The organism is Sinomicrobium halophytocola (assembly GCF_052983395.1).
In genome coordinates, this window is the sequence record NZ_JBRKIT010000043.1 from 116,391 (window position 1) to 129,392 (window position 13,002).

Consider the following 13,002-nt stretch of genomic DNA (forward strand, 5'->3'; position numbering starts at 1 on the left):
GAGTTATTTAGGCAACACCCATAAACTGAATAACTCAGTAACTTAATAACCAATAACTAAAATGCAATTTCCCCGCCGGACGAGCAGGATTGTTTATCAAATATACCCCCTGAAGGTTATAAATATTGAATTTCAATCCTTAATTCGCATGTTTAACATGCTGGCGGCAAAGTCATGCACCTATTCCTCTCCTAATTTTTCACCATTGATGGTGGTATTTACAAATTTTACCGGATCCGAATGTTCTACGGACATTATGGTATCTGCTTTATCAATAGTAACGTTCTCGAGAGTTACGTTCTGTACTTTGGCCTCTTTTCTTCCCCGGATCAGCACGCCATATTTACCGCTGTTCTTTACAGTCACGTCTTTCAGGTGAATATTTTTGATTACGGGAATGTATTCTCCTTCCTGGGCTTCATAAATAGCGTAATGGGTATTAATCTTTAATGTGGCTTCCTTTACCTGGCCCACTTCTATGTTATTTACAAAGACATTTTCCACGAACCCGCCTCTAAGGGTATTGGTTTTTATCCGGATGGCCCTATCCAGGTTGGGGCTGTCCATAATACAGTTGCGTACATATACATTTCTAACCCCGGCGGAAATTTCACTTCCCATGACAACGCCTCCGTGTCCGTCCTTCATTTCACATCCTTCCACGACGATATTTTCACTCGGAATGTTAACGCGCCTGCCATCGTTATTCCTTCCGGATTTTATGGCGATACAATCGTCCCCGGTATCAAAAACACAATTTTTAATATGTACGTTTCGCGCATATTCCGGGTCACACCCGTCATTATTAGGCCCGTGACTGCTTACGGTTACCCCGTCTACCGTAACATTGTTTGATTTAATGGGATGCATCACCCAAAAAGGTGCATTGGTAAAGGTTACTCCCTGGACCAATACATTCTCACATTCGAAAGGTTCAAAGAAAGTAGGTCTCAGATGGTGTCCTTCACCGAAGATCCGTTCGGCAACGGGAGTACCTTCTTCATTCATTTTACGCAAGCGTGGCAAATTCTGTTCGTTCCTTTGATGCGGGTCTCCTTCGGTATAGCCATACCCGGTACTTCCGCACCACGGCCACCAGTTGGTTTTATCGGCTTGTCCGTCAAAGGTTCCTTTTCCGGTAACCGCTATGTTTTTTTGCCCATATGCATAGATAAGCGGGGAATAGTTCATTAATTCCACCCCTTCGTAGGACGTGTGAACAACAGGCAGATAATCTTCGGTATTTTTGCTGAACAAGACAACTGCCCCCGCTTCGGTATGAAGATTTACATTACTCTTCAAATGGATTGGCCCGGTAAGAAATTTACCCGAAGGCACAATAACCTTTCCTCCACCCGCTTCATGGCAGGCGGCAATAGCTTTTTCGAAGGCATCCGTACTCAGGGTGGTGCCATCCGCGACCGCTCCGAAATCGGTGATATTAAAAGTTTTATCCGGAAAAACGGGTACTGTGATACCTTGTATAATTTTATCCGCCGGATCAACAACTTCTCCGGTATCCTTTTTATCCTCTTTATTGTTTGTTTTACAGGACTGAAAACAAAGAGGCATCAACACTAACAAGATGTATACGGCTTTCAGAAAACCGGAAGTTCTGATTTTCATAGGTTGGGTTTTAGTTAATTTTTATACTGTTATCCGGAAGATTTTCCTGCCTCCAGGATCGAAACAAATTATGCAATCGATTACACGAAACTAAACAATAATTGTGAAACAGAAAATTTTTCACCTTAAAAATGTCAGGTATACAATTAAAAATACCCAAAATTAACACTATCGTATCCTCGGCGGGTGTAGTTACCTTCAGGGTTGATGCGTTATTTTTAAACACAAAACATTTCGGGATAAAATTGTGAAAGCATAAGAAATGATTTACCACGGGAAATATTGAACTCATTTTAAACTTTCCTGTAACTTACGGTTTCCTGTTATTTAAACAGGTCTTATTTTTCAAAAACAAAGGTATAACTCCCGGACCCCAGGCGAAGAACTGTTCCGGTTTTGCCGGGCTCTGCTCCGATTTCCCCGATATCGGGTACTGACATACCACTTTCTTTCAGTTTATTGATATCCGTTACGGGAAGATGCACTTCTGCGACTGTATTTACCGGAATCCGGACATTATAGGTTATTTCCTTTCCTTTTACTTTCCAGTGCGAAACAATCTCCCCGTAATATGTTTTGAGGCTCCCGTTCACTTCGGTCAGCTCCTCACTATTATTTTGCTCCTTAACCTTATCCGAAACATATGTATTGGTGAAGTGCGGGGTCAGCACGATTTTCTTATATCCGGCTTCATCAGGGTTCTCTGCATTATTTATTCCTGCAAGTTCCCTGTACATCCAATCGCCAATCGCGCCATAGGCGTAATGATTAAAGGAATTCATGGAAGGTGTCTGGAACGTTCCGTCCGGTTTTCTGCCGTCCCACCGTTCCCATATGGTTGTGGCCCCCACGGTAACGGGATACAGCCAGGAAGGATAAGTTTGTTGCATTAACAGTGTATACGCGAGATCGTGATAACCGAATCCGGACAACACAGAACACAGGTAAGGAGTTCCTAAAAAACCTGTAGTCAGGTGATAATCGTAGCTTTTAATATTTTCTACCAGGCGCCGGGCTGCCTGTGCCCTGAGATCTTCCGGAAGCATTTCAAATTTCAGGGCCAGTACATAAGCCGTCTGGGACCCGGAAATCAACCTGCCGTTCGGAGTTACATACTCCCTGAGAAACGCGGCTTTTATGTGCTTTAATAAACCGGTATATACGGTTACGTCATCTTCTTTTCCCAACACTTTTGCTGCACGGATAAGCAGTTGTGTGGAGTTTGCGAAAAAGCACTGGGCGATGAGGTATTTATCGGTTATCGCGGCTCTGCCATCGTTGTCGTCATCTGGTCTGTAAAATAACCAGTCCCCGAAATGAAACCCGGTGTTCCACAGGTAATCGTTGCTGTGGTTTTTCATATAATCTACCCAGGACTTCATGCTGTCATACTGATTTTTCAGTATCTCTTTATTTCCGTACAACATATACGCATTCCACGGAATAATTGTAGATACATCCGCCCAGCCTGCGGACGCTCCGTCATTCGGCCCCAATACGTCGGGTACAACATGTGGTACACTCCCGTCATCCGACTGATCTGCGGCAACGTCTTTCATCCATTTTACAAAAAAGTTATCTACATGCATGTTAAATGCAGCCGTACGAAAGAACACCTGGGCATCTCCCGTCCACCCCAGGCGTTCATCACGTTGCGGGCAATCCGTCGGAACATCCAGGAAATTACCTTTCTGTCCCCATTCGATATTGTGTTGTAACTGGTTCAATAATTCGTTGGAAGTCGTAAAGCTCCCTGTTTTCCGCATGTCGGAATACAAGGTTACAGCCTTGAAATTGTCGGCTGAAATATTCTTTACATTTCCCCTGATCCTTATATACCGGAAACCTTGCCATGTAAAGTGCGGTTCAAAATTTTCCGAACCCTTTCCGTTGAGGATGTAAATATTCCGCTGGGCTGCAGCCCGCAGATTTTCGGTATAAAAATTGCCGTTTTGGTCCAGTACCTCGGCATGGTCTATAATCAAACTGTCTCCTGCATTTCCCCTTACATTTACCTGTACCCAACCCACCAGGTTTTGCCCGAAGTCTATTACCTTGTCTCCCTGCGGAGTCGTAATCATTTCTACCGGGGTAAATGTTTCGTGCCTGGTTACCGGTTCGTTATAGGTAGCCAACAGGTTATCATAGTCAAAATTCTTTACTATTGCCGGAGACCATTTATTGTCATTATAGTTTACGTTTTTCCAGTCTCCGAGGGATTTTCGTGCGTCTGTGATTTCGCCATCGTAAATCTCCGAAGATAGTATCGAACTCTTATGCGTTTTCCAATCATCTCCCGTCCCCACAGTTTCGGAAGTTCCATCGGCATAGGTTATATTTATCTGTAACAAAAGCGCCAGGTCACTTCCGTATATATTTTTATTATCTCCCCAGGCCAGGACACCTCTGTACCACCCGTTACCCAACAGTGCTCCGATGGTATTTTGCCCTTCTTTCAACATATCGGTAATATCGTATACCTGGTATTGTAAGCGTTTGTTATAGCTGGTCCAGCCGGGTGTTAGATACGCGTTGCCTATTTTGTTACCATTTATAAAAGCTTCATATAAGCCGTGAGAAGTTATGCTCGCCGTGGCTTTTTTTACTTTCTTCTGAATAGAAAATGCCTTTCGGAAAGCCGGACTTTCCCGGAGCGTATCTTCTTCGTATCCCATGGTGATCCACTTTGCTTTCCAGTCGGACGGGTGCAAAATTCCCATCTGCCAGTATGCGGCCAAACTCCAGGGAGAAGATTTTCCTTTATCATTCCACACTTTCACCCTCCAGTAGTACGTTTTCAGCGAACTTACTTCAGGTCCCGCATAAGCCACTCTTACGGATTGGCCCGATTCTACTTTTTCACTGTCCCAGATCACTTTTGAAGTAAAGTCATCACTTTCGCTCACCTGGATCTGGTAAGCCGCCTGTTTTTCATTTCGTTTCGGAGAGGAAAGTATCCAGGTGAATTTCGGGTTGACATTGTCTATTCCGATCGGATTTTCCCTGTTTTCACAATACAGTTGCTCCGGTTGTACCTGGGCATGGGATAAAAAAGGTATGCCCAACATGATTATTGCTTTTGTAATTGCCTTTAAATAATACTTTTTCATGTGGCTGGTTATTGAGGATGTGCGGTTCATGCGAAAAAACAGTTATAAATTTATCAATAAATCTGACATTGCTTTTCCGCATATGATATATTGATTCCGTATTTAACAAAATAATACGGATTAAGGGACATTCAAAAATGGCAGGCGGATAGCCGGCAAACCTATCCCCTGCCCTGATATTTCATTATTGTTTTCACCTAAGTCCATTGCGAATTCGAACAGACTTTTCTATTTCTGTTACCAACAGCCATTTATTATTCCGTCATGGCCAACTGCGACAGCATTTCCACAATAGCTCCCTGGTGAAGGATCTCCCATTTATCTTGCGTGGTTGTTCCTTTAAAGTTCTCATTGATAAGATTAGTATCCCTGTTCCTGGCATCGGACAGCCAGGCATGGAGCAGGGTTTTCTTATAATCATCAATATACTCGCTGTTGTGATCTACATTGTAGAGTTCCACATAGCCTCTTAGCATAATGCCCTGGAACCACACATGGCCGGGTTCCAATATATTGAAGGATTCATTCAGAATATCGGACCGGAACGGGGCAAACCATTTCTGGTGGGCCGCTTCGGCTATATTTTGTGCATCTTCCAGATAATGTGTCTCATTGGTAATATTGTATAGCAATACCGCTGCCTGCATGGGCTGACCGGAATTATACGAGTACTTGGCCGTGGATATTAGTATCTCGGAATCCGGATCATTTTCATCCGATAACCGGGCATTGTCCCAGTATAAATAATCAGAAGGGTCCTGAAGTACTTCTTTAACCCAGGAATAATATGCTCTGGCACTTGTTAAATAGTATTCTTCCCCGGTAGCCTCATATAACCGGGCCGCCAGCACGGCTGCGGGAGCCGTAGAACAGGTATGTTTGGAGTTTAATCCTTCTTTCCAGTACACTCCGCCTCCCATAATATCATCTGTTCCTGCCTGAACAAAATTCCAGACGAGCTCGGCCCTTTCAAGATACCTCATATCATTTGTCAGTAAATAAAGGTTAACCATATCGGTCCCCACCCATATATTATCATCGTAATACCGTTCATCCCCTTCCCCTGGATACACTGCATATGCCTCCGGTCCTCCGTTCCTCTGATTCCTGAACTTATCGATAGCGGTAAGTAATCTTTCGTCGTATTTTTCTTCCACTTCCGCCCTGAGTCCTGGAATATCCCAGGTGCTGTGTTTAAAAGCGGTATACCCTGAAAATGCCGAGCCATGTCCCCATATTACGGCAGCCCCGTCCCAATAGCCACCTCCCTGCGGATACTGTGAACTCCAGATATCGCGCGGTTTTCCGTCGAGATACAGTTCGACAATCGCTTTCATAAGCGTATCCGCTTTAGTTACCCAGTCATTTTCTTCTTCTGCAATAAGACCGGTAACGTTTTCTCCGGAAATGGTAGCATCCGGTTCCGATGTCACTTTATCATCACAGGAGTACATTGTTAACAATGTTATTGATCCTAAAATGACATAATACATAAAACTTCTTTTCATAATATAAGCAGGTTTAAGGTTATAGTTGTAACAGAATTTATATAAACATCACACTTAAACATAGGAAAAGTCCCAATAGAAAATCGTTTTTCTTACAAAATATCCCCGAAACTTATTAAGGCGTATTATTTAAGAGTGCTTTAATGGCCAAATATGTGACCGGGAGCAATCCTATACCTGCTTTTTCTCCGGGTTCCGGGATAATTCCTCTTTTCCGGTACAACAAACTAACCAAAATGTAACCACTAACCTTTGGTATACCGCTAACAAAACCATAATTAAGAAGTTTAATTTAGCCATATCAAACAAAATATATAAAAAATGAAAAAACCGTGGAAACTGACTTACTGGGTAACAACCATTGTCGTATCCCTGATGATGTTGTTCTCTACGTATTCCTATTTGACAAATGCCGGTATACAACAAGCTTTTACACACCTTGGGTATCCTGATTATTTCCGGATAGAACTTGCCATCGCCAAACTGATAGGAGCGATTGTTCTTCTTGCGCCGATAAAAGGGTGGATCAAGGAATGGGCCTACGCCGGGTTTACCATCACCTTTGTTTCCGCCTTCATAGCCCATACGGCTTCGAGTGATCCCATTTCGGCCAGGATATCACCTGTTATTTTTCTAGGTCTTTTAATCATTTCATTTATTTCTTTTCATAAAACAGATACCGGAAAGAATAATGCGGAAACAAAAAATATATCCTAAGCCAGCTACTTCGACGTATGAGGCGGTAACCATGGATTTTCAATTAATTAAGGTACAAAGCAAACAGGCTTTTTAAGAGCGCCGGACCGTATTATTGTTAAATGCATCTAAGCTTTTCCCAACCTGCCTCACAGCAGGTTGACTGGTTAGCTGTAAAAAGATCTTCTCCCAAAGCATAAAACCTGCCGTTTTCCTGTCTAAAATCATATTACTTATTGAAAAGCCAATAGTCAACGGACAGACCTCCGCTTCCTTTAAGGATCACCACCAGAAGTAACGCCAGGAGCATAAAAAAATATTCTATCCCTTCCCCCTGTTTCTTACCGGTCCAGTTCATACTCCAGCCTTCGGGAAAATGCACGGCAAGGGCCCCGCTAAAAATAAGGAAGTTACAAAATGCAGCTACCCTCCCGGCAAGCCCCATAAGCAACATTATACTGCCTATCGATTGCCCCAGAATTACAAGCCAAGCAATAAACAGCGGTATTTTCTTCTCCTTAAAACTACGCAGGGAAGCTTTAATTCCTACGCCTCCTCCCAGGTCATCGAACCACCCAAATAATTTTTGCATTCCATACGGGAAGATAATTACACCCGCGATGACCCGGATAAAGGTGATGATCAGATCACCGTTGGTTTGCATTATGTGTATCATTTGTTTAAGATTACCGTAAGCAAGGATAATTACTGATTGGAAACTCACAAGATTACTGCATGCCGAAAATCTGTCTGCAATTTACCATACCGTTATTTTCAAATATAGTGTTTAATGCTGAATCGGAACACTTTTTCTGACCGTATGATGCCATAAAAAACGGGATCTTTTACAAGAATCCCGTTTTGTTTTATACGGATGAAAGAACTTTCAATTGATATTACAAATACTTATATCGTGATGTTCGTTTATTTACGGATTTCAACAATTATAAATTCGCTTCGCCTGTTTAACTGGTGTTTCTCCCTGGAACAGGGCACTCCATTAGCACATTCGTTAACCAATTCTGTTTCACCATAACCCTTTCCGCTAACCCGGTCCGGAGATATTTCACCTTTTTCAACAATATAATGGACTGTAGACTTTGCTCTCCTGTCGGATAAGGCAAGATTATAATGGTCACTGCCCCTGCTGTCCGTATGTGACCGCACTTCTATGACCATACCCGGGTATTGCTGCATGACCTGTATAACTTTAGCCAGCTCCTCGGCAGCATCTTTCCGGATATTGTGCTTGTCGAAATCAAAGTAAATAGGGTTCAGGTTGAGTTTTTGCGCCAGGTCGTCCCCGGGGAACATATCCCCGCGTTCCAATTCAATGAGCAATTCCCTTTTCTCCCCTGCTTCGAGTTTCGTTACAAATTCTTCATGCGGCTGGTATTCCTCCTTATCATAACGGGTATTATAGTTCTTACCGGCAAGTACTTTTACGCAAAAATTACCCGCGTCGTCTGTTTCGAATTCTTTTTTCTTTTCCCCTTCTTCATCATATAGTGTGACTTTTGTCCGGGCAAGAGGTTCTTTGGTATGAATATCCCTCACATGTCCACATAATTCCGCCGCTATAGCAAGAGGAGCGTTTTCCAGGAAAGTGTATATATTGTCAAATCCGGTTTCTTCGTTACGGTTGGATGAAAAATATCCTTTCCGGGTATTAACATCAACGATATACCCGAAATCATCATCCTTCGAGTTTACGGGTTCCCCTACGTTGATCACCTGTTCCTCTCCAAAAGGCCCTGTGATAACCGCAAAGACATCCAATCCGCCGATCCCGGGATGTCCGTCGGATGCGAGATAGAGTATTCCGTTTTCAGCTATAAAAGGAAAAGTTTCCCTACCCACGGTATTTACAATTTCCCCCAGATTTTCTACAGGCCCGAAGCCGCCGTCAGTCATGATCTCTACCCGGAAGATATCGGACATTCCCTTGCTGCCGGGCCTGTCCGAAGCAAAATACAAATATTTATCATCGGGACTCAGGGCGGGGTGCGCAGTAGAGAAACCCTCCCCGTTAATGGGCAGGTCTTCAATCCCTGTCCATTTTCCGTCGTCATGCTTCGCCCTGTATATTTTCAGGTGATTGGTCCCTTCTTCGTCCTTGCCGTAATTTCCCTTCGTGAAGTTATTCCGGGTAAAGTACATGGTTTCCCCGTCTTTGGTGATTACCGGGGAGCTTTGATGGTATTTGGTATTTACATCGCCTTCGAGCTGTTCGGGATCGTACAGGGTCCCGTTATCGTTTGCCGACGCCGTGTAAAGTTTTAAAAAAGGCTTTTTATTCCACTTATGCGTACGGTCCACAAAAATACCGGTATCCCTGGCAGAAGCAAACAGGATTTGTCCTTTACTACCAAAAGCAGGTCCGAAATCGGCATATTCGCTATTAATTTCCACATCCGCGATTTCATATCGTCCGGAGTTTTCCCGGATCGTTAACAATGCTTCAGACAGGGAATTACCGGGCATCCCGGACTGACCGATCATTCCGTAAAATTTTTCCAGGACTTTCTGGGCTTCATCATAATTTCCTTCGGCCTGTAAGCACTTGGCATACCTGTAATAGTACACCGGGTCTGTTTCTTCTTCATAAGAAAACACTTTTTCGTAATGTTGCAAGGCTTCTGCATATAGGGCATTGTAATAGTAAGTATCTCCCAGTTTACTGTACAGGTCTTTGGATTCATACCCCTTTTTCAGCAGGTTTTCATAGAGTTCCCTGGATTTTATGTACCCGAAATCTTCATAACTCTTGTCTGCCCTAGTTTTTTTAGCTTCCTGTGGAAAGGCCATATTTCCAATAATCAGGCATAACCCGATGAGTATACATTTTTTCATCCTGATATGTTTGTTTTTCATCTGTTCTTTTTATTTGTTTTTCAACGGTCGGATGGAAATCGAAGATTAGCTACGCTCATCCACTGCGTCAGGTTTCACGAACTCCATCATATAAAATCAAAATGCCGGGAGTAATGCTCAAAGAACATTTTCGATTAGGCTTGTGTGAATTTGTTAACGGGCATTTCATATTCAATTAATCTAAAAGAATCTTGGAGAGTGCAACCTGTTTCGCGACGAGAAAATAAACTCATATCTTAAAAATACTTCATGACTGCCCGAGTTATAATTACCTATGCGGCGGGTGTCCCAATCATAAGCATATCCTACAAACAGGCTTGGGGTTATATTAAATCCGGCCATGGCACTCACTGCTGCATCCCAGCGATAGGCCGCACCCAGTGTCAGGTTTTCATTAAACATAAAATTGGCCGAAAGATCTACTGAAAGAGGGGCGCCGTTTACGGCTTTCAGTAAGGTTGCAGGTTTGAATTTCACTGAGGGGCCCAGGTCAAAAACATAACCCCCGATCAGGTAAAAATGCATCCTTTCTTTTGCTACCGATTGTTGTACATCGTCATAAAAGCTGGTTTCGAGCAATGCCGGCACCGAAAGTCCTACATACCAGTTATCGGAATGCAGATAGGCCCCTACCCCTACATTCGGGGAGAATTTGTTTAATTTCCCGGTAAGGTTCGGATCCTGGTTGTTTTCCAGATTGAGTTTATTGTAATCCACTTCCAGGAAGCTCCCCCCTCCCATAAGCCCCAGATTCAACCTGGTCCTGTCGGATAATTGTAACAAATAAGAAAAACTGGCATTGATATAGGTATCCCGGGAAGGGCCTATATTATCATTCATAACGGATAGCCCCAATCCATGCCCCCTACGGCTTACCGGGGAATGGATGGAAAACTGGGTGGTCCTCGGAGCGCCGTCAAGACCAATCCATTGAGAACGGTGTAATCCGAATAAACTGGTTACACCCCGTGTACCTGCATATCCCGGGTTCACCGTTACAGTATTGTACATATACTGCGTGTATTGCGGTTCCTGCTGTCCGAAAACCGACAGTGACCAAAATATGATGAGCACCGATACTGCCTTTTTCATAATATACGTTGTATTTTTAGTTCTCACTTTAAATCTGATCTTTAAAATCCGGTGCCGGAATACCATCCGAAATACGTAGGAAACCATATTCTAAATTATGATCGTAAGCCTAAACTACCGACACCGGAATATTTCACATTTTTTTTGAAACATTAGTTAATAAAGAGGTAACCCGATGTATCCTGAACACTACCGTTTTCTGTCCTGTATTTCAGCACATAGAAATACGTTCCTGTCGGCAATCGTTTTCCCTGGTTCAGGGTTGCCCGTCCGTCCGAATAACCACGGAATACCCTGCTGTTATTGTCATATCCGCGTACATCGTAAACTTTAACTCCCCAACGATTGTATATTTCCACAGTATTATCCGGATAACATTCAATCCCCTGTATTTTGAAGATATCATTCAATCCGTCTCCGTTGGGTGACACGCCATTGAACACTTCTATGGTACAGCCTTCCAATGCTATGAAAGTAGGATTATCACCCAAACCATCTTCACTATCGGAAACGTTACTTACGCGGGAGCCATCGGTAGCATCGGCATAAACCGTAGCCTGGTTGGTAACCCCCCTGGCAATAATATCATCCTGGGTGATCGTATAAGTTCCCGAGAAGGTGGTATTATCCGATTCACCCGGTGCCAGGGAGACAGGTCCGCCTGTTATGGTTACTCCCGGCAATGGGTCTTCAATTTCTATATTGCTCAGGTATACGTTCCCTGTATTTATTACCTCAAACCTATAGGTTATGGTTTCCCCGGCCTGGGCCTGTCCGTCACCGTTTTCATCATTGAATTCTCCTGTCTTGAGAAGGGTAATTTCAGGATCCCGCTCAAGCTTAACAACCGTACAATCGGGACATTCGTCCATGTAGAACGGATCTGACGGATCAAGTGGTTCCGAAGGCTGTGATTCTTCATATACCTCTTCTCCATCGGGTGTTTCCGCGCTTGCTTCTGCGATATTATATACTGCGCCTATATTAATATCTTCCTGGGTGATCACATATATTGCAGAAGCGGTGCCTGTTTCTCCAGGGGCCAGAACAGACGGACTTACTTCGGAGACTTCCAGTGCGGGAACCATGGTTTCATCGGAAATACTTACATTATTCAAAGTCACGTTCCCCGTATTTTCCACGGTAAAGCTATATTGAATGATGTCCCCAGGGGTTACAACTCCGTCTCCGTTTTCATCAACATAGGTTCCTGCCTTAATAAGTGCCATAGCAGGATCTGGTTCTATGACTGTTTCGGTAGGATCATCGTTGTCCGGATCTGTTCCCGAAGTATCTTCGACAGGGTCACCATTAGGGTCAGTACCTGTAGCCAAAGCCTGGTTACTCACCCCGCCGTTGTCCACATCTTCCTGGGTGATCGTATAAGTAGCAGTTGCCGTACCTGATTCTCCGGGAGCTAATGTCGCCGGGACGATCGGTAGACCAGCAGTTTCTGTCAAAGCATCATCGATCGTGATATCGACGACAGTTACATTTCCTGTGTTGGTCACCGTAAAAGTATAGGTAATTTCGTCTCCCGCATCAGCCATTTCATTGCCGTTGGTATCCGTATACTCCCCGGTTTTCACTAATGCTATGGACGGAATCTGGTCTATAGGAGTCTCTGTCGGGTCATCATTGTCAGGATCTGTTCCGGATTCATCCTCTACAGGATCGCCATTCGGATCAGTACCTGTAGTCAAAGCCTGGTTACTGACACCACCGTTGTCCACATCTTCCTGGGTGATCGTATAAGTAGCAGTTGCCATACCTGATTCTCCGGGAGCTAATGTCGCCGGAGCGATCGGTAAACCGGACGTGTTTGTCAGATCATCATCGATAGTGATACCAGATACGGTTACGTTTCCGGTATTGCTTACCGTAAAGGTGTATTCGATGGCATCGCCTACTACAAAGGCACCATTTTCCCCGCTACCCGTATTGGTGACTGTTTTCACTAATGCGATTGACGGTTCTTGTGTTAAAGGTGTATCTGTTGGATCGTCATTATCTTCGTCTGTACCGGATTCATCGTCTATAGGATCGCCATTCGGATCAGTACCTGTAGCCAAAGCCTGGTTACTGACACCACCGTT

The 13,002-nt window shown here is 43.8% G+C and carries 8 protein-coding genes; 1 reads left to right on the plus strand and 7 read right to left on the minus strand.

Translation table 11 applies throughout. The annotated features are described in order from the left end of the window. Positions 1 to 180: 180 nt before the first annotated feature. The 3 genes from ACVBDY_RS20550 to ACVBDY_RS20560 all read right to left on the minus strand — a co-directional run bounded on the left by ACVBDY_RS20550 (position 181) and on the right by ACVBDY_RS20560 (position 6,244). Complete coding sequence (locus ACVBDY_RS20550) at positions 181 to 1,626, minus strand: glycoside hydrolase family 28 protein (RefSeq protein WP_447177351.1); 1,446 nt, start codon at positions 1,624 to 1,626, stop codon at positions 181 to 183. 338 nt (positions 1,627 to 1,964) lie between these two features. Then, positions 1,965 to 4,736 carry a family 78 glycoside hydrolase catalytic domain gene (locus tag ACVBDY_RS20555; RefSeq protein WP_447177352.1) on the minus strand — a complete coding sequence of 924 codons (2,772 nt, stop codon included), beginning with the start codon at positions 4,734 to 4,736 and terminating at the stop codon, positions 1,965 to 1,967. Between the two features lie 254 nt (positions 4,737 to 4,990). Beyond that, the gene (locus ACVBDY_RS20560; protein WP_447177353.1) at positions 4,991 to 6,244 is read right to left on the minus strand and encodes a glycoside hydrolase family 76 protein; all 1,254 of its coding nucleotides are present in this window, start codon (positions 6,242 to 6,244) and stop codon (positions 4,991 to 4,993) included. Between the two features lie 321 nt (positions 6,245 to 6,565). Between ACVBDY_RS20560 and ACVBDY_RS20565 the strand changes: the two genes are divergently transcribed. After that, complete coding sequence (locus ACVBDY_RS20565; RefSeq protein ID WP_447177354.1) at positions 6,566 to 6,961, plus strand: DoxX family protein; 396 nt, start codon at positions 6,566 to 6,568, stop codon at positions 6,959 to 6,961. A gap of 208 nt (positions 6,962 to 7,169) precedes the next feature. On the opposite strand, the gene ACVBDY_RS20570 is transcribed toward ACVBDY_RS20565, so the two are convergent. The 4 genes from ACVBDY_RS20570 to ACVBDY_RS20585 all read right to left on the minus strand — a co-directional run. Continuing rightward, positions 7,170 to 7,616: a DoxX family protein gene (locus ACVBDY_RS20570; RefSeq protein ID WP_447177355.1), complete on the minus strand. Its 447-nt coding sequence runs from the start codon at positions 7,614 to 7,616 to the stop codon at positions 7,170 to 7,172. A gap of 248 nt (positions 7,617 to 7,864) precedes the next feature. After that, positions 7,865 to 9,814, minus strand: a complete 1,950-nt coding sequence (locus ACVBDY_RS20575) for an OmpA family protein (protein WP_447177356.1) — start codon at positions 9,812 to 9,814, stop codon at positions 7,865 to 7,867. Positions 9,815 to 9,994: 180 nt separating this feature from the next. Then, positions 9,995 to 10,906, minus strand: a complete 912-nt coding sequence (locus tag ACVBDY_RS20580) for a PorP/SprF family type IX secretion system membrane protein (RefSeq protein WP_447177357.1) — start codon at positions 10,904 to 10,906, stop codon at positions 9,995 to 9,997. A 152-nt stretch (positions 10,907 to 11,058) separates the two neighbouring features. Beyond that, a partial coding sequence (locus tag ACVBDY_RS20585) for a CLIPPER-2 domain-containing protein (protein ID WP_447177358.1) occupies positions 11,059 to 13,002 on the minus strand: 1,944 nt, incomplete at its 5' end.